The sequence below is a fragment of the Pseudomonas sp. SCB32 genome, assembly GCF_009189165.1.
Classification (GTDB): domain Bacteria; phylum Pseudomonadota; class Gammaproteobacteria; order Pseudomonadales; family Pseudomonadaceae; genus Pseudomonas.
In genome coordinates this window covers 3,824,485-3,845,944 of the sequence record NZ_CP045118.1, presented here as the reverse complement: position 1 = coordinate 3,845,944, position 21,460 = coordinate 3,824,485, and the positions used below count along the sequence as shown (strand labels likewise).

General features: G+C 65.3%; 15 protein-coding genes and 1 pseudogene. 8 read left to right on the top strand and 8 right to left on the bottom strand.

Annotated elements, in window-relative coordinates; translation table 11 throughout:
• Window positions 1-157: 157 nt before the first annotated feature.
• The 3 genes from GA645_RS17505 to GA645_RS17495 all read right to left on the bottom strand — a co-directional run bounded on the left by GA645_RS17505 (window position 158) and on the right by GA645_RS17495 (window position 3,368).
• On the bottom strand, window positions 158-1,234 hold the full coding sequence (locus tag GA645_RS17505) for an MBL fold metallo-hydrolase (RefSeq protein ID WP_372239810.1): 1,077 nt from the start codon (window positions 1,232-1,234) through the stop codon (window positions 158-160).
• Between the two features lie 122 nt (window positions 1,235-1,356).
• Window positions 1,357-2,460 (bottom strand): polyamine ABC transporter substrate-binding protein, encoded by a 1,104-nt coding sequence (locus GA645_RS17500; protein ID WP_152224261.1) that lies wholly within the window; start codon window positions 2,458-2,460, stop codon window positions 1,357-1,359.
• A 92-nt stretch (window positions 2,461-2,552) separates the two neighbouring features.
• Window positions 2,553-3,368 (bottom strand): carbon-nitrogen hydrolase family protein, encoded by an 816-nt coding sequence (locus GA645_RS17495; RefSeq protein ID WP_152224260.1) that lies wholly within the window; start codon window positions 3,366-3,368, stop codon window positions 2,553-2,555.
• A gap of 129 nt (window positions 3,369-3,497) precedes the next feature.
• Here GA645_RS17495 and GA645_RS17490 point away from each other — a divergent pair, with 129 nt between their 5' ends.
• A complete protein-coding gene (locus tag GA645_RS17490; RefSeq protein WP_152224259.1) occupies window positions 3,498-4,289 on the top strand; it encodes a helix-turn-helix transcriptional regulator in 792 nt (263 codons plus the stop codon).
• Between the two features lie 2 nt (window positions 4,290-4,291).
• Here the strand turns inward: GA645_RS17490 and ampC are convergent, their stop codons facing one another.
• Complete coding sequence (ampC, locus tag GA645_RS17485) at window positions 4,292-5,440, bottom strand: class C beta-lactamase (protein ID WP_152224258.1); 1,149 nt, start codon at window positions 5,438-5,440, stop codon at window positions 4,292-4,294.
• Window positions 5,441-5,571: 131 nt separating this feature from the next.
• Between ampC and GA645_RS17480 the strand changes: the two genes are divergently transcribed.
• Window positions 5,572-6,609, top strand: coding sequence for an RNA methyltransferase (locus GA645_RS17480; RefSeq protein WP_152224257.1), 1,038 nt, complete (start codon window positions 5,572-5,574; stop codon window positions 6,607-6,609).
• A 766-nt stretch (window positions 6,610-7,375) separates the two neighbouring features.
• Window positions 7,376-7,840: a BRO family protein gene (locus GA645_RS17475; protein WP_152224256.1), complete on the top strand. Its 465-nt coding sequence runs from the start codon at window positions 7,376-7,378 to the stop codon at window positions 7,838-7,840.
• Between the two features lie 83 nt (window positions 7,841-7,923).
• Here the strand turns inward: GA645_RS17475 and GA645_RS17470 are convergent, their stop codons facing one another.
• On the bottom strand, window positions 7,924-8,334 hold the full coding sequence (locus GA645_RS17470) for a VOC family protein (protein ID WP_152224255.1): 411 nt from the start codon (window positions 8,332-8,334) through the stop codon (window positions 7,924-7,926).
• Window positions 8,335-8,671: 337 nt separating this feature from the next.
• Here GA645_RS17470 and GA645_RS17465 point away from each other — a divergent pair, with 337 nt between their 5' ends.
• From GA645_RS17465 to GA645_RS17455, 4 genes and pseudogenes are all read left to right on the top strand, one after another.
• On the top strand, window positions 8,672-9,547 hold the full coding sequence (locus tag GA645_RS17465) for a hypothetical protein (RefSeq protein ID WP_152224254.1): 876 nt from the start codon (window positions 8,672-8,674) through the stop codon (window positions 9,545-9,547).
• Window positions 9,548-9,895: 348 nt separating this feature from the next.
• Window positions 9,896-10,324, top strand: a pseudogene (locus tag GA645_RS29325) (ESPR domain-containing protein); the annotation flags it as partial.
• Window positions 10,325-10,423: 99 nt separating this feature from the next.
• Window positions 10,424-14,410: a YadA-like family protein gene (locus GA645_RS17460; RefSeq protein ID WP_256675955.1), complete on the top strand. Its 3,987-nt coding sequence runs from the start codon at window positions 10,424-10,426 to the stop codon at window positions 14,408-14,410.
• A 247-nt stretch (window positions 14,411-14,657) separates the two neighbouring features.
• Complete coding sequence (locus tag GA645_RS17455; protein WP_152224252.1) at window positions 14,658-15,002, top strand: cupin domain-containing protein; 345 nt, start codon at window positions 14,658-14,660, stop codon at window positions 15,000-15,002.
• 53 nt (window positions 15,003-15,055) lie between these two features.
• Here the strand turns inward: GA645_RS17455 and GA645_RS17450 are convergent, their stop codons facing one another.
• Window positions 15,056-15,748 (bottom strand): MgtC/SapB family protein, encoded by a 693-nt coding sequence (locus tag GA645_RS17450; protein WP_152224251.1) that lies wholly within the window; start codon window positions 15,746-15,748, stop codon window positions 15,056-15,058.
• Window positions 15,749-16,071: 323 nt separating this feature from the next.
• Here GA645_RS17450 and GA645_RS17445 point away from each other — a divergent pair, with 323 nt between their 5' ends.
• On the top strand, window positions 16,072-16,380 hold the full coding sequence (locus tag GA645_RS17445) for an NIPSNAP family protein (protein WP_152224250.1): 309 nt from the start codon (window positions 16,072-16,074) through the stop codon (window positions 16,378-16,380).
• A gap of 497 nt (window positions 16,381-16,877) precedes the next feature.
• On the opposite strand, the gene GA645_RS17440 is transcribed toward GA645_RS17445, so the two are convergent.
• Together GA645_RS17440 and GA645_RS17435 are read right to left on the bottom strand one after the other, a co-directional pair.
• Complete coding sequence (locus GA645_RS17440; RefSeq protein WP_152224249.1) at window positions 16,878-18,308, bottom strand: efflux transporter outer membrane subunit; 1,431 nt, start codon at window positions 18,306-18,308, stop codon at window positions 16,878-16,880.
• A 5-nt stretch (window positions 18,309-18,313) separates the two neighbouring features.
• Entirely contained in the window at window positions 18,314-21,445 is a 3,132-nt protein-coding gene (locus GA645_RS17435; RefSeq protein WP_152224248.1) for an efflux RND transporter permease subunit, read from the bottom strand.
• Window positions 21,446-21,460 lie beyond the last annotated feature (15 nt).

Here is a 21,460-nt window from a genome sequence, read left to right as displayed (position 1 = left end):
GACAGTGGCGCTACGCATCCCCCTGATCTTTCGCGCTCGTTCAGCCCACACCCGCTGGCGCACCGGTATTGCCCGGTGTGCAGACCGGGCGTATCGGCGTTTCTATGGATGTCGGCTCGCTGCGCGGTTCACGCTGCAAGCCGGCCAGCGATCCGGATCAGCTTTCCCGAACGGAGCGGCAAGCGCCACGCGGCGTCGCTGCCCTGACTTCTTCGGCGACCACGGCGCGCCACCAGTGCTCACCCCAGTGCGGGGAATCGATGTCGATGCGCTCGCCCATCATCGGCGTGGTGACCGCAATGCCGCGCTCGCCGGCCAGTTGCAGCACGCGTTCGAAGGGTTCGTACCAGGCATGCATGGCCAGATCGAAGGTGCCGTTGTGGATCGGCAGCAGCCAGCGGCCATTGAGGTCCTGGTGCGCCTGGACGGTCTCCTGAGGGTGCATGTGCACGTAGGGCCAGTGTTCGTTGTAGGCGCCGGTTTCCATCAGCGTCAGGTCGAATGAACCGAAGCGCCGGCCGATCTCGGCGAAGCCGTCGAAGTAGCCGGTGTCGCCGCTGAAGAAGATGCGCAGGCGTTCGTCCTCGATCACCCAGGAGCACCAGAGCGTACGGTTGCCGTCGCGCAGGCCGCGGCCGGAGAAGTGCTGCGCGGGTGTGGCGGTCAGGCACAGGCCATCCACCTGGATGTTCTGCCACCAGTCGAGCTGTTTCACCTTGTCCGCCGGTACGCCCCAGTCGATCAGCCTGTCGCCGACGCCAAGCGGAGTGATGAAGACCTCGGCGCGCTCGGTCAACACCTGGATGGTGGCGCGGTCGAGGTGGTCGTAATGGTCGTGGGAGAGGATCACGCCACGGATCGGCGGCAGGTCTTCCAGGGCAATGGGCGGTGCGTGGAAGCGCCTGGGGCCGGCGAAGGATAAGGGCGAGGCGCGCTCGGAAAACACCGGGTCGGTCAGCCACCAGCCGCCGCGCAGTTTCAGCAGCAGGGTCGAGTGGCCGAGGCGGTACAGGCTGCGGTCCGGGGCGTAGTCCAGCTCGGTACGGCTGAGGGCGCGCACCGGCACCGGCGCGTGCGGCACGGTGTTCTTCGGTTTGTTGAACAGCACGTCCCACAGCACCTTCGCATTCGGCTCGGGCATCTGCGCCGGGCGTGGCGTGAGGTTGTGGAAGCGGCCACCGCGCGCTTGCGGGGAGTGGCTGTAGTCGCCGATGGGGGCACGCTGCAAGGGGATGCGGGGCAAGGCACTGGTCCTGTGGTGGCGGATACTGTCAGGGCACAACGCTAACAGGATCGCCCGCCAGGGATCAGTACCCGCGTCTCGATGGAAATTATCAGCGGCAATGATGGAACGGCTCAGGTGCCGGTCTTGACCTTGCTCCACACCCGGGTGCGCACTCGCTCCGCCTTCAGCGGCAGGGGTTCGAGGGGGAACAGCGTGGCCATCACCTCTTTCGACGGGTAGGCGCCGGGGTCGTCGCGCAGCTTCGCATTCACCAGCGTGGTGGCGTCGCGGTTGGCGTTGGGGTAGCCGACGTAGTCGGAACTCTTGGCGATCACCTGCGGGCGCAGCATGTAGTCGATGAAGCTCAGGCCCTGCTCGGGGTGCGGGGCGTCCTTGAGCAGCACGAAGCTTTCCACCCACACCGGCGCGCCTTCGCGGGGGATGCTGTAGGCGATCTTGCGGCCATTGCCGGCGCGCTCGGCGGTGAGCCGCGCATCGAACACCCCGCCTTCCCAGCCGACCACCGCGCAGGTGTTGCCGTTGGCCAGGTCAGTGATGAACTTCGAGGAGTCGAAGTAGCGCACGTAGGGGCGGATCTTCAGCAGCAGCTCCTCGGCCTTGCGGTAGTCGTCGGGGTTCTGGCTGTTGGGCGGCAGGCCCAGGTAGTGCAGGGCGATGGAGACGATCTCCGTCGGCGAGTCGAGCATGGCGACGCCACACTGGCTGAGCTTGGCGATGTTCTCTTCCTTGAAGATCAGGTCCCAGGTGTTCACCGGCGCCTGGTCGCCGAACAGCTCGTGAATCTTGTCGACGTCGTAGCCGATGCCGGTGGTGCCCCAGAGGTAGGGCGCGCCATAACGGTTGCCGGGGTCGTTCTTCTGCAGGGTGGCGAGCACTTCCGGGTCCAGGTGCGGCCAGTTCGGCAACTTGGCGCGGTCCAGTTCCTGCAGTACGCCGGCCTTGATCAGGTTGGGCATGACGTCGCCACTGATCACCACCACGTCGTAGCCGGTGCGCCCGGCCATCAGCTTGCTCTGCATCACCTCGGCGTTGTCGAACACGTCCAGCACCGGGGTGATGCCGCTTTCCTGCTGGAATTCCTTGGGCGTTTCGGGGGCGATGAAGTCGTACCAGTTGTACAGGTGCACGGTGGGGCCGTCGGCGGCCCAGGCGCCGGACAGCGGCGCACCGATCAGACTGGCCAACGCCAGTGCCAGTAATCGCGGGACTTTCATGGGATGCTCCTGGCCGGCGCTCCGTGGGGAGCGCCGACGGTTTTCATTGGAATTGTTATGGGCAGGTTGCAACCGGCAAAGGGCGGCTCGTTTCAGGGAATCAGCAGTTCGCGGCGGCCGTCGGCGTGCTCGATGCGCTCACCCGGCAGGCGGAAGCGTTTCTCCCGCTGATAGTCGTACAACTCGCGGGCGGCGGCGAGCCGGGTGAAGTCCAGCTCGACGCTGTGCCGGCATTCCTCGCGCCCGGCTTCGAACAGCAGGTGGCCGAAAGGATCGAACGCGGCGCTGCCGCCGGCGAAGGTCAGGTCGTCGTCGCCGCTGCCCACGCGGTTCACCACCACGGCGAACACCTGGTTCTCCTGCGCGCGGGCGGCGATGGAGGTGCGATGCACGTGGCCGTAGGGCTCCATGTTGCCGTCGGTGACCAGGATCAGTTGGGCGCCCAGCTCGGCCATGGCGCGGGCGGTCTCGGGGAACTCGGCGTCGAAGCAGATCAGCAGGCCGATGCGCACGCCGCGCCATGGGAAGGTCACGTAGCGATCGCCGGGCTCCACCAGGCCGGGTTCGGAGATCCACAGGTGGGTCTTGCGGTAGCGCGCCAGGATGCCCTCCGGCGCGATGAACAACGTGGTGTTGTAGAAGCGTCCGCCGTCGTTCTCGATCAGTCCGACCACCACGGCGACCTCATGGTCGCGGGCGGCCTGGGCGATGGCGCACACGCTCGGGCCGTCGAGGGGCTCGGCGTTGGCGGCGATGTTGCCGGCATCGAGGAAGCCGGTGATCTGCGACTCGTGGAAAACCACCAGATCGGTGTCCGGCGCGCAGGTGGCGATGGCCTTGAGGATGCGCTGCAGGTTGTGCGCAGTGTCGCCGTCGCGGCCTGTCATCTGTACCAATTCGAGTTTCATTGTCGGGCCTTGTTGTTGTTCGAGAGGACTCCGCCAAGGCCAGTGACAAGGCCCCGGAGGCAATGCAAGTATGCGTTTCGCTTAAGGATTTCCTATCACGTCGAGTAGTTAACCCCGGGGGGTATGCGGATGAACCTGAGCCTTGCGGATGTGGCCTGGCACCGGTCGGTGGGGCAGCTGGTCGAGTCGCTCGACCGGCCCGGCTTCTGGCCTGCGCTGGCGCGGATACTGGATGAGTACGTGCCGCTGGATAACTGGGTGGCGCTACTGTTCAGCGATGGCCGGCCCTACCTGTTTGCCGAGAGCCCCTACGAAGGGGAGTCGCCCGATCCGCTGTTCCACGACTACATCAAAGGCCTGTACCTGCTCGACCCGTTCTATGTCGCCAACCGCGAGAGGCCTGGAAGCGGGTTGTTCCGCCTGTCCGAGGTGGCCCCCGAGCGCTTCCGCCAGACCGAGTACTACCGGCTGTACTTCGATCGCAACGTCAAGGAGGACGAGGTGCAGTACAACGTGCAGCTCGACGACACGCGCACACTGTGCCTGTCGCTGGGCAGCCGGCGGCGCTTCACGGTGGAGCAGATCGCGCTTCTGGAGCTGATCCGGCCGTGGGTTGCCGGGCTGATGCGCCAGCGCCTGTTCTTCGAGGGCGCCATGGTTGAGCAGGCACCGCGCCAGGCACCGCGCTGGCAGGGCGATCTGGAGGCGGCGATGGCGCGCCTGGGTACGCCGCTGACCGCCCGCGAGCTGGACGTGATCCGCCTGATGCTCGGCGGCTGCTCGAACAAGGAAGTGGCGAACAAGCTGGACATCTCGGCCGAGACGGTGAAGGTCCACCGCCGGCACATCTACGCCAAGCTGAATATCAAGTCACAGCCGGAATTGTTCGCGCTGTTCCTCAAGGCCCAGGCCGACGCCTGAGCTCACTGCAGCCGCGAGAGAATGTCCCAGGCCAGCTTCACTCGCGCGTCGTTGGGGTAGTTGCGGTTGGCGAGCAGCACGATGCCGCGCTGCTTCGCCGGTACGAAGGCCACGTAGGCGCCGAAGCCGGCGGTGGCGCCGGTCTTGTTCACCCAGACCTTCTGTTGCGGTGGCAGCGGCGGGTCGATCGCGGTGACTGGCTGGCTGCCCTGGACCATCTGGCTGCCGTTGTACTGCTGCAGCTCTTCCAGGCGTGGTGGGTAGGCGTACTGTTCCCATATCAGGTCCTGGGTCATCGGGCCGACCTTGTAGTAGCCGGTGCGGGTGGCGTCGAGCGCAGCCTGCAGCTTTTCCCCCAGCTTGACCCGGCCCAACTGGATCTCCACGAAGTGCAGCAGGTCGCGGCTGCTGGTGCGCACGCCATAGGCCACGTCGGCCAGCACGTCGGGATTGATCCGCACCGGCGCGTCGTCCTTGTCGTAGCCCTGTGCGTAGTAACCCTGGCGGGTCACCGGCACCTCGATGTGGGTGTTGGAGAGGCCCAGCGGGGCGAACACGTTGCGTTGCATCGCCGTCTTGAACGGCATGTCGAGCGCCCGCTCGGTGGCGAAGCCGACCAGGGCGATGCTGGGATTGGCGTAGGTGCGCTGGCTGCCGGCGAGGTACTGCGGCTGCCAGTCGTTGTAGTACTGGGTGAGCTGCTCCGGCGTTTGCACCGCGTCGGGAATCTGCAGTGGGAAGCCGCCGGCGGTGTGGGTGGCGAGGTTGATCAGGCTGACCTTGTCCAGCGCGCTGCCTCGCAGCTCCGGCATGTAGTGGGTGGGGCTGTCCTTGAGCGACAGCTTGCCGGCGGCCTGGGCGAAGGCGGCGAGGGTCACGGTGAAGGTCTTGCTGATCGAGCCGACCTCGAACAGCGTGTCGCTGGTGACCGGCTGGTGATTCTCGCGGGAGGCCAGGCCGAAGTTATAGAAGCGCTGCTCGCCGTTATCGGTGACGCCGATCGCCAGTCCGGTGATGCCGTTCTCGCGCATCACCGCCTCGGCGGCCTTCTGCACCTTGGCGTCGAAGTCCGGCGCCATGGCGGCGCTGGCCGGAGGAATGCTGGAAAGGGTGAGCGAGCAGCTGAGAGTGAGGAGGCCGGTCAGGCGCATGGCGAACATCCTGTTGCGATGGGCAATTGCAGAACCTGACCCTAGCATCGCCGCGCCCATCCCTCCAGTGGCGAGCCCGGCGACAGCCTGCGCTACGCCGCGAACCCTGCCGGTGGTAGCATGCGCGCCCCATGCACTACACCGACCTCGACCAACGCCTCGCCGATCTCGGAGCGCTGCCCCTGCACCGCGCCCGGATGCTGCGCGCCTGGCTGCAGGGCAGGGCGCTGGACAGCGGCACGAAGCGCCAGGCCAGTGAAGACTTCCTGCCGCTCACCGTACGCAACGGCGTGGCGGACATCGCCGCCGAACTTGCGCAGCTGGCCCGCCTGCATTCCCGCCACCCCGGCGCGGACGGCTCCGAGCGCCTGCTGGTGCAGCTGCGCGACGGCCAGATGGTGGAGAGCGTGCTGCTGCCGCGCGGCGGCGTGTGCGTGTCCAGCCAGGTCGGTTGCGCGGTGGGCTGCCTGTTCTGCATGACCGGCAAGAGCGGCCTGCTGCGCCAGGTGAGCGCCATGGAAATCCTTGCCCAGGTGGTGCTGGCTCGTCGCATCCGAGCGGTGAATCGCGTGGTGTTCATGGGCATGGGCGAGCCGGCGCACAACCTCGACAACGTGCTCGAGGCCATCGATCGCCTCGGCACCGACGGCGGCATCGGCCACAAGAACCTGGTGTTCTCCACCGTGGGCGACCCGCGCGTGTTCGAGCGCCTGCCGCAGCAGCGGATCAAACCGGCGCTGGCGCTCTCGCTGCACACCAGCAATGCCGAATTGCGCGAGCAACTGCTGCCGCGCGCGCCGAAGCTCAGCCCGGACGAACTGGTGGAGCTGGGCGAAACCTATGCCCGGCAGGTCGGCTACCCCATCCAGTACCAGTGGACGCTGCTCAAGGGCATCAACGACAGCCAGGACGAGCTCGACGGCATCCTGCGCCTGCTCAAGGGCAAGTTCGGCGTCCTCAACCTGATCCCCTTCAACAGCCTCGAAGGCGACCAGTACCAGCGCCCGGACGGCGAGCGCATCAACGAGATCGTTCGCTACCTGCACAGCCGGGGTGTGCTGACCAAGGTGCGCAACAGCGCCGGGCAGGATGTCGACGGCGGCTGCGGGCAACTGCGCGCCCGCGCCACCGGGTTGATCGCCACGTCGCGCCGGCGGATGCCCTCGTAGGAGCGGACCTTGTCCGCGAAGGCTTGCCACTGCACCCACGTTGCAGGATGAACACCCGTAGGACCGAGGGGGACGCCCATTCCTTGCTCGTGAACCACGGCTGATCGCGGACGGAGTCCGCTCCTGCGTGGGTGCGATGCGCAGGTGTTTCCCTGTTGGAACGGAGCCATCCGCGATGGATTTCGCGGACAAGGTCCGCTCCTACAAGGAACGGACGCACTGAGTTCAACCTGTAGGAGCGGGCCATGCCCGCGATCAATGTCCGCCCCCTACAGAAATAACGGCAGAGTGCGGTTCGTGAGCAATGACTGAGTGTCCCCCCTCGGCCTTACAGGTATTCGCCATCCCAGCCCTGAGCAAATGCCTGCGAGAAGTGAACGTTCCTATGAACTGATTCCACTATCTCGCGTGCGAAGTTTCCGTATCATCCCCGCGCGCTTCGGGAGGGCTAACAGAGCGCTGGGCGAGTAAGTACCTTTGCGTGCGGTGCTGAACACACCCAGTAGGCGGTTGCCGCCATCCCGGAAAAGCGGTTGTTTTTATTGCTGTAGCTACTGCTATGGCCGGGTGGCGTGCAGCCATATAACACCCGAAAGGGGAAAACTGCAGGCGGTCCTACTGCCGTGTTCAAGCACCCGGTCGCCCCTCTGAACAGGGGGCGAGAAATGAACGAACCAGTAGGTAATCCGAATGCGACATCAGCTCTATTGCTCCGGCAATTGCCCTCTCAGGATTTCTTTTCTGCGCACGCTCGCGGAGGTCCGCCATGGATAACGAAATCCTCATCTCCTCCACCTTCATCCGCCACCGCCGCCAGCTGCGCGCCTTCCTGCTCGATGACGAACCCTGGTTCTGCGCCACCGACCTGGGCCGCCTGATCGGCCGGCAGCTCGACGAGCGCCTGCACAACAGCCTCGACGACGACCAGCTGCGCACCTGCTGGATCACCGACAACAACGGTAATTACGAAAAGGCCCTGCTGGTCAGCGATTCCGGCGTCTACGTCACCCTCATCAACTACCACCACCCGGAAAACCGCAGCGTACGCTTCTGGCTCAACCGCCAGGTGGCGCCGGCCCAGCGCAGCGCGGAGCACCCGGCATTGCGCCCGCGCGAATCCCAGTTGAGCTGGAGCAACCAGCATCTGGGCGTGCTCGAGTGGCACGGCCGGTTGTGGGTGCCATTCGAGGAACTGCCCAAGGTAGCGCGCCTGGAGCGGCCCGAGGCGTAAACGCATCGCGGGCATGGCCCGCTCCTACAGGTGAGTTGCATGCTGCTCGCGTAGGAGCGGACCTTGTCCGCGAGGCGCTCGCATCAGTCGAAGAATTCCATATCCCGATAGGGCTCAAGCCTGCACTTCTCCAGCCGTGACGCCAAGCTGCCCACATGCAGCTCCAGCCTGTGTCCGTCAGGGTCGAGGAAGTAGAACGAGTCGCCTTCGCTGACATTCGCTTTCCACTCGACGATGCCCAGCGAACGCAGTTGCGCGCAGGTGACCGCGAAATCGTCCTGGGCGACAGAGATGGCGTAGTGCGTGTTGTCCGGTTGCCTTTCCTTCTGCCGCTTCTCGTCCAGCGAAAGGCACAGCCAGAGTTCGCCCAGCGCCAGGTAGGCGCCGGTTGCCCATCTCGCTTTCAGCTTCGAGCCGGGCAGGGACTGGTAGAAGGCGATGCTGCGGGAAAGGTCGGTTACAGCCAGTGTGAGGTGGTTCAGACCCAACAGCATGACGTGATGTCCAAGGAGGCGTGGTCGGCTGAGGTTAGCAGGTCGTAGGGCGTACATCCGTTCACGGTTGTACGCCGTGTCACCCGCATCTGTCGGCAGCTTCGGCGGTCAAGCCTGACGCGCCCTGAGCGCCAGGCTAATCGGCGGATAACGTCGAACATCATTCGCCCTACGTCCCTGACTCTCGTGTGTACATTCGCGTGGAAGCAACAAGAAATTTCCTACGTGCTCATGAGATTTCGAGGGCCGCTCCCTACCGGATGGATTTCTAGAATCGCCGCCGTATCCGCCGGCGGACTGTGCGTCGGCACCGATTCCTTTCCCTTCTGGTGGTCCTATGAACTACAAGCTCCTCGCACTCCCGGCGCTGCTTCTTTCACTGGCGGCCTGTGGCCCGCAAGGGCCCTCCGGCGGGGCGGCCACATCGGCCGAGCGGGTCAGCGTGCCAGCGCTGCCGGTGATTCAGGAGGCGGTGCGCGCGCTGTATCCCACCTTCAATGGCAAGCGCATTCCCGTGCTGGTCAATCACCTTTGCCTGCTGGCCCAGGGGCAGATGACCCCGCAGCAGAGCGCGGCGCAGTTGGCCCAGTACGGTATCGATGCCGCCCGGCTGCCGCTCAAGAGCGCCGATGCGACGGCCTTGCTGGTCAACGGCGACCGAGCGGCGCAGGCCGAAGCCTGTGCTGCCGCCCAGGCCAGTGCGGCGTTGACTCCGCTGAACCCTGACGATGTGATGCGTAGCCAGCCTCCCGGCAATGCAAGCGGCGACAAGAAGGCGGGGGGCGAGCCCGCGCGGGTGATCGACCAGGCCGTCCTGGGCCGCCTGCTCTCGCTCAAGCTGGGCCAGGCGCGGGCTGATGCCGATACTTTCGCGATCATCGCCACACGGCTGTCGGCTACGCCGGGCTTGACCGAGCCTGAATACCGGCAGCAGGCCCAGGCGATCTTCCGTGAACTGGCACCCGGCTACCTGGCGAGGCTGAAGCAGCAGATGCAGGCGCAGGATACCCAGTACCGCCTGGAGCGCCTTGAGCACAACCGGCTCACCTTCACCACCAACTCCGGCACGCGCTACGACGCATCGACCAGCGATGGGCTGACGCTCCTGCACTACGGTCAGCCCTGGTACGGCCGGGGAATGTTGCTGGGGATGGACTACCGTCTCCAGGTCGCCAACCTTGTGCAGGTCGGAAAGCCTGCAGCTGCTCAATAGGCGCCGCACAACGCCGACTGCTCGATGGAGAGGGCTGGTTTCGATTAGTCACCAGCCCCGTCATCCCGTATGAATGGATGCAGATCTGGGTACGCTCGCGCCTACAACCAAAGCCCCTTCGGCTATCGGGTCTGTGACCGGGGACTCTGGTACAGCCTGGACGATAGCGTCAGTGCTTGATGGCCTTCAGCCGCGCAATGCGGCGTCCTGCGTCGGTGGTGACGACATACGTCGTCCCTGCCGTTGAATACGCAGATCCTGCAGTCAAGCAATCCAGGACATCGGCTCCCTGGCGGCGGAGTTTGCCGACGCCATTGGCTGGGTTCTATCGGCCCCGGCGCTTTGCCAATGCGCTACTGCCCAGCCCCCTCATACGCAAGAGCCTTCTTCTTCCCGGTTGATTACTACTGCGGCTTCGGTGCTGTCAGTCGATTCGACAGGTCCTGTGCCTGCTCGCGCGTCTCAGCAGCGGATTCTGCCGGTTCGGCAGCCCGTCTGCGTGGCTCTGCTGCGTCGCATTGGATAGTGCGCTGTAAGAGATTTCTCAGGATAAGGATTTGTACTACAGGCGCATCAGGATCTGCTGGGTCTCTCGTTCTGCCTGGATTTTTACGATGGCCCCACATGTTTCGCGTGGCACCGATCACCGGACAACGCGAATACCCATCGGCAATTTCCAAAGCAACCCAATTTCGGGAAGAGAGAATCATGAACAAGGTCTATCGAGTAGTTTGGAGCGCGGTCCATCAGAGCTGGGTGGTGGCTTCCGAGCTCGCTACAACGCGTGGCAAAGGCTGTGGGAGCGATCGTAGCTGTTCGGGTCAGGTAGCCAACGCCAGTAATCAGTGGGGCAGTCTGAAAGATGCTGGTTTCGCTTTGCTCGGCAGCATCCGGGCCCTGCTGGCTGGTATGGTTGGTTCGCTGTCGGCCGTACTGCTGAGCATGGCTGGCATGGAAGCGGCCAACGCAGGTCCTGCATACAAGGCGGGTGGCGGTACCTATGACAGCGTCTACACCGACTACTACCAGTATGCGTACCGCACCAGCTCCTATGCCCCGACCAAGGCGTGGGATAACCAGTATGCCCTGGGCTCTTACGTGTCGCTTGGTGCGTATGCCTCGACCAAGACCAATGACGCGGACGACAAAATCTTCAAGCTGGACGGCTATACCGCTGGCGGTCGTGGCGGCGGCGTGGCTGTCGGCGACAGCGCAACGGTAGTGGGGGAGACCGGCGTCGCCATCGGTGCCCATTCCCAGGCGCTGCGCAATTTCTCGCTCGCCCTGGGTGGCAACGCCCTGGCCAATGGCCTGGGTGCCATTGCAACGGGTCGTGAAGCGCTGGCCAACGGTAACTACAGCATCGCCCAGGGCTTTGTCGCGACGGCGACCGGTACTGGTGCTATCGGTCTGGGCCAGTCGGCAACCGCCAGCGGCCTGCGCTCCATCGCCATCGGTACTTCCAGCCAGCTGTCCAGCGCGGGCAACACGGTTGGCGATGCGACTTACCTTAACCAGGCCACCAATGCGGCGGGTGCCGATGCCGTGAGTATTGGCACTGGCGCTTCCAGTGCGGCGAACAACAGCCTGGCGCTGGGTGTTCGGGCTGCCACTACCGGCACGGGGACCAACGGTGTCGCCATCGGTAATGGCTCGAAGGTTTCGGCCAACAACGGTATTGCCATCGGTAACGGCTCGGTGGCGTCGGGTGTGAATTCCCTGAGCGTGGGTACCGGTAACCAGGTTTCCGGCAGCGGTTCGGGTGCCTTCGGCGACCCGACCATCATCACCGGCAACAACAGCTACAGCGTGGGTAACGACAACAACATTTCCGGTAGTGGCAGCTTCGCCTTCGGCAATACCAACGTCATTCAAGCCAACAACAGTGCCGTGATCGGCAGCAATGGCTCGGTTGCCGCCGGCCAGACCGATGTGTTCGCCCTGGGCAATAACATCGTCAACACCGTCAGCAACTCGGTGGCGCTGGGCAGTAACTCATCCATGATTTCCGCCGCAGGCGCCACCACTGCCGGTATTGGCCGCTACGACAGCGCCACTGTGGGTGGGCGCACTTACACCTTCGCCGGTGCTGCTCCGGTCGGCGTGGTGAGCATGGGTTCCGTCGGTGCCGAGCGCCGCGTGCAGAACGTGGCGGCCGGCCAGTTGTCGGCGACCAGCACCGATGCCACCAACGGCTCGCAACTGTTCGCTACCAATCAGCAGACCACTGAAAACACCAACAGCATCAACACCCTGGATGGTCGCATGACCGCGGCTGAAGGCACTGTAGCGACCCATACTGGCCAGATCGGCGCTCTTCAGCAGAACGCTCTGCAGTGGAACGCTGCGACTGGCGCGTATGACGCCAGCCATGGTTCCGGGCAATCCCAGAAAATCTCCAAGGTTGCCGCAGGCGACCTGAGTGCGGCCAGCTCCGATGCCGTTAACGGTTCGCAACTGTTCGCGACCAATGAGCAGGTAGCGCAGAACACCACCAACATCTCGTCGCTGGACCAGCGTGTGACGACCAACGAGGGCGATATCAGCAACCTCGATGCCCGTACCGCTCAGAACACCGCTGACATCGCCAGCAACGCCACCTCGATCACCAACCTGGATGGCCGCGTGACCACCGTCGAAGGTGATATCTCCACCATCACCAGCAACCTGAACAGCGGCACCATCGGCCTGGTTCAGCAGTCCGCTGCTGGCGAAAACCTGACTGTGGGCAAGGACACCGACGGCGCAGCCGTGGACTTCGCCGGCACCGCGGGTGCTCGCAAGCTGATCAACGTCGCTGATGGCGCCGTGGCCAAGGACAGCAAGGATGCCGTCAACGGTGGCCAGCTGTTCGGCGTGAGCCAGTCGGTCGCCAACGCCATGGGTGGCGGCTCGGTAGTCAATGCCGACGGTTCCATCTCGGCACCGAGCTACACCGTGACCAACGCGGATGGCTCCACCAGCACCATCAACAACATGGGCGACGCGATCAGCAACATCGACAGCCGCGTTTACGACAACACCACGTCGATTACCGGCCTGGACGGCCGCATGACCACCGTCGAAGGTGATATCTCCACCATCACCAGCAACCTGAACAGCGGCACCATCGGCCTGGTTCAGCAGTCCGCTGCTGGCGAAAACCTGACTGTGGGCAAGGACACCGACGGCGCAGCCGTGGACTTCGCTGGCACCGCGGGTGCTCGCAAGCTGATCAACGTCGCTGATGGCGCCGTGGCCAAGGACAGCAAGGATGCCGTCAACGGTGGCCAGCTGTTCACCACCAACGAGCAAGTGGTTCAGAACACCCTGAACATCTCGTCGCTGGACCAGCGCGTGACGACCAACGAGGGCGATATCAGTAGCCTCGATGTCCGCGTGACCAACAATGAAGGCAGCATCGGCAACCTCGATGCCCGTACCATTCAGAACACCGCTGACATTGCCGGCAACACTGCGTCGATCACCCATCTGGATGGCCGCGTGACCAATGTCGAAGGTGACATCGCCACCATCACCAATAACCTCAACAGCGGCACCATCGGCCTGGTGCAACAGACCGCCGCCGGTGAAAACCTGACCGTGGGCAAGGGCACCGATGGTGCAGCCGTGGACTTCGCCGGCACCGCTGGCGCACGCAAGCTGATCAACGTCGCCGACGGTGCCGTGGCGGCCGATAGCAAGGACGCCGTCAACGGTGGCCAGCTGTTCGAGACCAACAACAAGGTTGCCGTCATCGATGGGCGCGTCAGCAACCTGGAAGGCAGCGTGATGAACATCGCCAACGGCGGCGGCATCAAGTACTTCCACACGGCCTCGGCCAAGGATGACTCGGTTGCCAGCGGTGCCGACTCCATCGCCGCGGGCGGCAATGCCAAGGCGAGCGGTGCAGGTGCCATCGCCATGGGCGCCGATGCTCAAGCCTCCGCCGATGGCAGCATTGCCCTGGGCAGCGGCTCCAGCGACAACGGTCGCGGTGCCGAGAACTACACCGGCAAGTACTCCGGTCAGGCAAACGCCACCACCGGCACCGTATCGGTTGGCAACGCCGCAACCGGTGAAACCCGTACCCTCAGCAACGTGGCCGATGCCAAGGAAGCGACCGATGCGGTCAACCTGCGCCAGCTCGACGGTGCCGTGGCCGAGTCCAAGTCGTACACCGACAGTAAGGTCGAAGGCATGACCGGGAAACTGGATGGCGCCGTTACCGATCTGGGCAAGCGCGTGAACGATGTCGACAGCCGCATCGTCAAGGTCGCAGACAGCGTCAGCGATATCTCCCAGGTGAACAACGCCTCGAAGCTGCCGAAGCCGACCGCCTCGGGGACCGATTCGGTGGCCATGGGCGCAGGCGCGCATGCCTCGGGTGCGAACAGCACCGCGATGGGCTCCAACGCCAAGGCCAAGGGCAAGAACTCGGTGGCCATCGGCGCCAACTCGGTTGCTGAGCGCGACAATAGCGTGGCCGTAGGCAGTGCTGGCAACGAGCGTCAGATCACTCATGTGGCCGCCGGCACTGAGCGTACCGATGCTGCCAACGTGGGCCAGGTGAATGACGCACTGCAGGCCCTGAGCAGCCAGTCCGCGGAGCGCTACAACGACCTCAAGCGTGACCTGAGCAAGCAGGATGACGAGCTCAGCGCGGGTATCGCCGGTGCCATCGCCATCGCCAGCCTGTCGCAGCCGATCGTCAATGGCGGCAGCACCACGGCAGTCGGGGTCGGCCACTACAACGGTCAGTCCGCGGTATCGGTGGGTGTGTCGCACATGTCCAACGACGGCAAGTGGACCACCAAGCTCGGTGGCAGCACTGACACCCAGGGTCGCTTCTCCGCGGGTGGCTCTGTCGGTTACAACTGGTAATGCGTCATCCCCCTTGCACGGGCCTGTGTGACGGGTAAGGGAAGTAAGGTCAGAAGCCCTGGTGCTCGATTGAGTGCCGGGGCTTTTGCATTCAGTGACGGGCGCATTCCCGCTCGATCAGTCGGTTCGATGAGGGCTGGGCTGAGACAGGCCGTCAACGGACAACCGCAGGTCGGCCCCAGGCAACTCTTCCCTGGCGCGCCGACCTATGGTGACGGGCCCTTCACTGGATCGACCCGGAGCTGAGATGTCCGACTTCATTACCGTGCTGCGCGAAACCTGTCCGACCCCGGTGCTGGACGCCACCAAGTGGAAGCGCATCGGCGGCGACCCGCACACCGTCAACCTCAACGCCTACCTCTCGAAAGACGGCAGCAAGATCATGGGCACCTGGATCTGCACCCCCGGCAAGTTCGAGGTGAGCTACGAGAAGTGGGAGTACTGTCACTTCCTCGACGGCTACTGCATCATCACCCCGGAGGGTGAGCAGCCGATCCACCTGCGTGCCGGCGATGTGTTCGTCATCGAGCCGGGCATGAAGGGCACCTGGGAAGTGGTGGAAACGGTGCGCAAGTACTTCGTCTTCGCCTGATTTCCAGCCATGAAAAAGGGAGCCATCTGGCTCCCTTTTTCATGGGCGGGATTTCACTGCGGCTCTTCGCTGATCGACCAGCACGCCGCCGAGACATAGGGCGCCAGCGCCAGTTCGCCGACCAGGGCCTCCAGGAGGCTGTCCTTGCCGCTGGCGGCGAGCACCAGGGCGGTAACTTCCACCTCGCCGCCGGTCTTGCGCGCATGGCTTTCCAGGCGTTGCAGGGCCAGGCCGTTGGCGCTCAGGCGATTGAGCAGGGTGGAGCGCACCAGGGCTTCCTGGTGTGGTTCGGTCACCGCCTCGACCAGGTAGTAACGCTCGCTGCTCGGCTCGATGGGGGCGTGGCGCTGGATCCAGCGGGTCACCGACGGCAGCGTCAGGTTGCAGAGGACGATCAGCAGGGTGGCGGACAGCGCGGCGAGGAAGAAACCACTGCCGGCCAGCACGCCCACCGCGCCGGTGCACCAGATCGTGGCCGCGGTGCTCAGGCCGCGCACGCTCAGACCGTCGCGCATGATCACGCCAGCGCCGAGGAAGCCGATGCCGGTGACCACTTGGGCGGACATGCGCACCACTTGGTCCTGCGCGTCCATGAGGAAGGGCAGGGTAGCGAAGGTGGCCGCGCCCAGCGCTACCAGCCCGTGGGTGGCGACGCCGGTGAAGCGCTGTCGCCATTGCCGCTCCATGCCGATCAGGGCGCCGAAGCAGAGGGCGGCGAACAGGTCCAGGATGATCTCGAAATGCATTCCGTTACGCTCCGCGCCGGCCTCGCGCCGACGCCAGTGGGATGGGGCGACTAACCCCGCGGCCGGCTAGTCTACCCAAGCGGGGTGATATAGGGCAGGTCGCCTCGGACGGCCCCGGTAGGGTGGATCACCTGATCCGGGTTATGCGCCCTACGCGCTGCGCCGGGATTACGTGGAGAAGCTCCGTTCGGAGCACCCTGTAGGAGCGGGCCATGCCCGCGATTCGCGCGCATGGCGCGCTCCTACAACGTTGAGTCGTCCTACCGATGCTCGGTTTTGCTCTGTACAGTGGCTGTTCCTTTCACCGGAAGAGAGTTGGCGAGATGGTCACCTGTTACCTGCGCTACGTGCTGGACCCATACAAGCTCAAGGAATTCGAACATTACGGCCGGTTGTGGATTCCCCTGGTGGAGCGCTTCGGCGGCCAGCACCATGGCTATTTCCTGCCCTCCGAAGGCGCCAGCAACATTGCCCTGGCGATGTTCACGTTTCCCAGCCTGGCTGACTACGAACGTTACCGGCAGCAGTCCATGGACGATCCCGACTGCCAGGCCGCGTTCCGCTACGCGGAAGAAACCCGCTGCATCATCAGCTACGAGCGGAGCTTCTTCCGACCGGTGTTCGGCGCCTGATCAGTCGCTGCGGCGAACCAGCCCGTAGGAGCAGCTGTCTTTTGGGCTATTCGCTGCGCTCACCCTTCGGGCCGCACTGAAGTGCGTTCAGCGCAAGCGCTGTCCCGAAGGGGGATCACCCAGAAAACAATGCCGGAGCGGACCTTGTCGGCGAAATCCAGCGTGGCGGAATCGATGGTGGCAGGTGAATGCCGATGCTGGGTGCGAACCGTCGGGCACCGGCCTTGCCGGCGGCTCGCGGATAAGATCCGCTCCTACGAGAGCAGCATCCAGCTCCCTGTAGGAGCAACTGTCTTCTAGGCTCCCGCGTTCGCGGGAGTGACGGCGTTATGCATCATCCTCCGCACACGTCATCCCCGCGAACGCGGGACGCGGCTCCATCGCGAACAGCGCTTGCGCTGGCCCGAAGGGGGATCACCCAGAAAACTATGTAGGAGCGCGCCATGCCCGCGATCGCGCGCATGGCGCGCTCCTACAGGTAGTGGTGCGGCGCCGGCTCAGCGCCGCGCCACCGCATCCCCACTCCAGCCACCGCCAAGGGCGCGGAACAGGTCGACCAGGGCGAGCTGCCGCTGGGTGCTGGTCTCGATGTAGGCCGCTTCGTTGATGAAGTTGTTGCGCTGCGCGTCCAGGTAGCGCAGGTGGTTGTCGACGCCGCCTTCGTAGCGCGCCTTGGCCAGCTTCAGCGTCTCCTGGGTGGTGTTCACCAGGGCACGGCGGGCGACTTCCTCGCGACGCAGGGTGTCGGTGGCGGCCAGCGCATCGGCCACTTCGCGGAAGGCGGTCTGGATGGTGCCTTCGTAGGCGGCCACGGCGGAATCCTTGCGGACCTTGGCCAGGTCCAGGTTGGCGCTGTTGCGCCCGGCATCGAAGATCGGCAGCGTCAGGCTCGGTACGAAGCTCCAGGAGCGCGAGCCGCCGTCGAACAGGCCGGACATTTCCGCGCTGGACGTACCGAAGCTGCCGGTCAGGCTGATGCGCGGGAAGAACGCCGCCCGCGCCGCGCCGATGTCGGCGTTGCGCGCCTTGAGCTGGTGCTCGGCGGCGAGGATGTCCGGGCGCCGTTCAATCAGCTCCGATGGCGTACCGAGTGCGATGTCCTGGATCAGCATGGCCTTGGGCTGTGGCACCTGCGGAATGCGCTTCGCCGCATCCGGTGAGCCGAGCAGCAGCACCAGGGCGTTGAGCGCCTGCTGCTTCTGCCGGGCGTTGCTTTCCAGTTCGGCGCGGGACTGCTCCACCAGCCCCAGCGCTTCCTGGTAGTCCAGCGCGGTGGCGGCGCCGGCCGTGCGGCGCTTTCCGATCAGGTCCAGCGAATCCACGCGGCTGGCCAGGGTCTGCTCGGTCAGCAGCAGGCGGCGCTGGGCGCCGTCGTAGCTCAGGTAGGCCTGGCTGACTTCGGCGACCAGCGCGATGCGCGCACTGCGCCCGGCCTCCTCGGTGGCCAGGTACTGCTCCAGGGCTGCGTCGGTCAGGCTCTTCACCCGGCCGAACAGGTCCACCTCGTACTCGGGCAGCGCCAGGCCGACCTGATAGGTGCTGCTCACGCCGGAGCGGCCGTCACCGGACAGGTCTCCCGGCAAGCGCTGGCGGTTGCCGTTGGCCGTACCGCTGAGCCCCGGCACCTGCTCGGAGCGCTGTATCTGGTACTGAGCGCGGGCCTGCTCGATGTCCAGCAGGGTCTGGCGCAGCGAGCGGTTGTTGTCCAGGGCGATGTTCACCAGGCCGCGCAGCTCGCCGTCGACGATGAAGGTCTGCCAGTCCAGGTTGCTCGCGGCCTGGCCGGCTTGTGCGGCGGGGCCGCTCCAGCTGGACGCGACCGGGGCTTGGGGGCGCTCGTAAGTGGGGGCCATGGAGCATCCGCCCAGGAACAGGGCCGGGGCCAGCGCCAGCAGCAGGGCCGACGCGGTAAAGGCTGGTTTGCGCATGGCGGTCACTCCGTGGCCTCAAGGGTTGTGTGGGCGGGCTTGGGCTGGCGGCGCAGCAGCGACAGCAGCCAGACGAAGCAGATGGGCACGAAGATCACCCCCAGCAGCGTGGCGCTGAGCATCCCGCCGATCACCCCGGTGCCGATGGCGCGCTGGCTGGCGGCGCCGGCGCCGCTGGCGATGGTCAGCGGCACCACGCCGAGGATGAACGCCATGGAGGTCATGATGATCGGGCGGAAACGCAGGCGGGCGGCCTCGATGGCGGCCTCGCGCAGGCTGTAGCCCTTCTCGCAGAGCTCCTTGGCGAACTCGACGATGAGGATCGCGTTCTTCGCCGCAAGGCCGATGATGGTGATCAGGCCGACCTTGAAGTACACGTCGTTGGGCAGGCCGACGACCATTACCGCGAGCACCGCGCCGAGGGCGCCGATGGGCACGATCAGCATCACCGAGAGCGGGATCGCCCAGCTCTCGTAGAGCGCCACCAGCAGCAGGAACACCACCAGGATGGCAAGGGCGAACAGCTGGCTTGCCTGGCCGCTGGCGACCTTCTCCTGGTAGGACAGGCCGGTCCATTCGTAGCTGATACCGGCCGGCAGCCCGGAGACCAGGTGCTGCATCTCGGCCATGGCTTCGCCGGTGCTGACGCCGGGCGCCGCATCGCCGGAGATACGGATCGACGGGTAGCCGTTGTAGCGCACCAGCTGCACCGGGCCTTCTTCCCAGCGCGTGCTGACGAAGGCGGACAGCGGCACCAGCTCGCCGCTGGCGTTGGGCACGTAGAGCTTGAGCACGGCTTCGGGCGTCATCCGTTCGCCCTGTTCGGCCTGCACCACCACGCGTTGCTGGCGGCCGGCGTTGGCGAAGTCGTTGATCACCGACGAACCGAAGGCGGTGGACAGCGCACTGCTGATCGACTCGAAGCTCACCCCGAGGGTGCGCGCCTTGTCGCGGTCGATTTCCAGGCGTAGCTGCGGCGCCTCGGCAAGGCCTTCCATCATCGCGTAGAGGATCTTCGGGTTGCCATTGGCCTCGCCCAGCAACTGGTCGCGGGCTGCCAGCAGGGCCTCGCGGCCGAGGCCGGCGCGGTCCTGCAGGCGCAGCGAGAAGCCACCGGAGTTGCCCAGGCCGTCGATCGGCGGCGGGGTGACCGCCATGATCGCGCCGTCGCTGAGCCCTGCGAAGCGCTCGTTGGTATGCGCGGCTTCCGCGTCGGCCGACTCATCGGCGCTACGCACGGACCAGTCCTTCAGGGTCGGGAAGGACAGCGCGGCGTTCTCGCCCATGCCGGAGAAGCTGAAGCCCATCACCAGGAACACCGAGTCGACCGCCTCGCGGGACATCAGGTAGCGCTCCAGCTCCTGGCCGGTGAGGTCGGTGCGCGCGCGGGTGGCGCCCGGCGGCAGTTGCACGTCGACGATCATGTAGCCCTGGTCTTCCACCGGCACGAAGGATTCCGGCAGGCGCACGTAGGTGTAGCCGAGCACGGCGATGATGCCGGCGTAGACCAGCATGTAGCGCCCTGCGCGCTTGACCAGCGCGCTGTTGAGCACGGTGTAGCGCTCGGTCAGGCGGGCGAAGGCGCGGTTGAAGGCGCCGAAGAAGCCGCGCTTCTCGTGGTGGCCCGCCGGTACCGGCTTGAGCAGGGTGGCGCAGAGTGCGGGGGTGAAGGTCAGCGCGAGGAAGCCGGAGAACAGGATCGACACCGCCAGCGACAGCGAGAACTGCTGGTAGATCACGCCCACGGAGCCGGCCATGAACGCCAGCGGCAGGAACACCGCCGAGAGCACCAGGGTGATGCCGACGATGGCGCCGGACACCTGGCCCATCGCCTTGACCGTGGCGGCGGCGGGGGAGAGGCCTTCCTCGGCCATGATCCGCTCGACGTTCTCTACGACCACTATGGCGTCGTCTACCAGGATGCCGATGGCCAGCACCATGCCGAACATGGTCATCATGTTCACCGAGAAGCCCAGCAGGTACATCATCGTCAGCGTGCCCAGCAGGCACACCGGCACCACGATGGCCGGGATCAGGGTGTAGCGGACGTTCTGCAGGAACAGGAACATCACCAGGAACACCAGCACCATGGCTTCGATCAGGGTGTGGATCACCTTCTCGATGGCCACGTCGACGAAGCGCGAGGTGTCGTAGGGCACCGAGTACTCGACGTCGTCGGGGAAGTTCACCGACAGCTCGGCCAGGCGTTCCTTCACCAATGCGGCGGTCTGCAGGGCGTTGGCGCCTGGGGACAGCTGGATGGCGCCGGCCACCGCCGGCTTGCCGTTCAGGCGCGAGGCGAAGTTATAGCTTTCGCTGCCCACTTCCAGGCGCGCCACGTCGGCCAGCTTCACGGTGGAGCCGTCGGGATTGGCGCGCAGCACGATGCGGCCGAACTCCGCCGGATCGTCCAGGGTGCCTTTCACCGACAGCGTGGCGGTCACTTCCTGGGCCGTGCTGCCCGGCGAGCTGCCGAAGGCGCCGGCCGGTACCTGCACGTTCTGCCCACGGATGGCGTTGCTCACGTCATCGATGGAGAGGCCGTAGCCGACCAGCTTCTGCGGGTCGATCCAGACGCGCATGGCCGCTTCGGAGGAGAAGAACTGCAGCTTGCCGACGCCGGGCACGCGGCGCAGCTCGTTGTTGATGTTGCGCGCGGCGTAGTCGCCCAGGACGGTGGTGTCGCTGCGCTGGGCGCCTTCCTTGTAGTTGAGTGCATAGATCAGCAGGAAGCCGGCGCTGGTCTGCTCGACCTCCAGGCCTTGCGTGAGCACGGCCTGGGGCATGCGCGCCTCGGCTTTCTTCAGGCGGTTCTGCACGTCCACCTGAGCCAGCTCCGGGTTGGTGCCGGGCTGGAAGGTGACTACCACTTCGGCCATGCCGTTGGAGTTGCTGGTGGATTCGAAGTACAGCAGGCCCTTGGCGCCGTTGAGCTCCTCCTCGATCACGCTGGTGACCGAGTCCACCAGCACCTGCGCGGAGGCGCCGGGGTAGGTGGCGGTCACGGCGATCTGCGGCGGCGCCACGTTGGGGTACTGCGCCACCGGCAGCAGCGGAATGACCAGCAGGCCGGCCAGGGAAATGAACAGCGCCACCACCCACGCGAAGTTGGGGCGCATGATGAAGAACTTGGACATGAAAGATTCCTCGCG

Bases quoted from the DNA above. Each gene is read 5' to 3' on its own strand.
- GA645_RS17440 (WP_152224249.1), bottom strand. From the start codon at position 18,308: ATGCGCAAACCAGCCTTTACCGCGTCGGCCCTGCTGCTGGCGCTGGCC.
- ampC (WP_152224258.1), bottom strand. From the start codon at position 5,440: ATGCGCCTGACCGGCCTCCTCACTCTCAGCTGCTCGCTCACCCTTTCC.
- GA645_RS17495 (WP_152224260.1), bottom strand. From the start codon at position 3,368: ATGAAACTCGAATTGGTACAGATGACAGGCCGCGACGGCGACACTGCG.
- GA645_RS17475 (WP_152224256.1), top strand. From the start codon at position 7,376: ATGGATAACGAAATCCTCATCTCCTCCACCTTCATCCGCCACCGCCGC.
- GA645_RS17445 (WP_152224250.1), top strand. From the start codon at position 16,072: ATGGTCACCTGTTACCTGCGCTACGTGCTGGACCCATACAAGCTCAAG.
- GA645_RS17490 (WP_152224259.1), top strand. From the start codon at position 3,498: ATGAACCTGAGCCTTGCGGATGTGGCCTGGCACCGGTCGGTGGGGCAG.
- GA645_RS17435 (WP_152224248.1), bottom strand. From the start codon at position 21,445: ATGTCCAAGTTCTTCATCATGCGCCCCAACTTCGCGTGGGTGGTGGCG.
- GA645_RS17455 (WP_152224252.1), top strand. From the start codon at position 14,658: ATGTCCGACTTCATTACCGTGCTGCGCGAAACCTGTCCGACCCCGGTG.
- GA645_RS17480 (WP_152224257.1), top strand. From the start codon at position 5,572: ATGCACTACACCGACCTCGACCAACGCCTCGCCGATCTCGGAGCGCTG.
- GA645_RS17465 (WP_152224254.1), top strand. From the start codon at position 8,672: ATGAACTACAAGCTCCTCGCACTCCCGGCGCTGCTTCTTTCACTGGCG.
- GA645_RS17450 (WP_152224251.1), bottom strand. From the start codon at position 15,748: ATGCATTTCGAGATCATCCTGGACCTGTTCGCCGCCCTCTGCTTCGGC.
- GA645_RS17500 (WP_152224261.1), bottom strand. From the start codon at position 2,460: ATGAAAGTCCCGCGATTACTGGCACTGGCGTTGGCCAGTCTGATCGGT.
- GA645_RS17470 (WP_152224255.1), bottom strand. From the start codon at position 8,334: ATGCTGTTGGGTCTGAACCACCTCACACTGGCTGTAACCGACCTTTCC.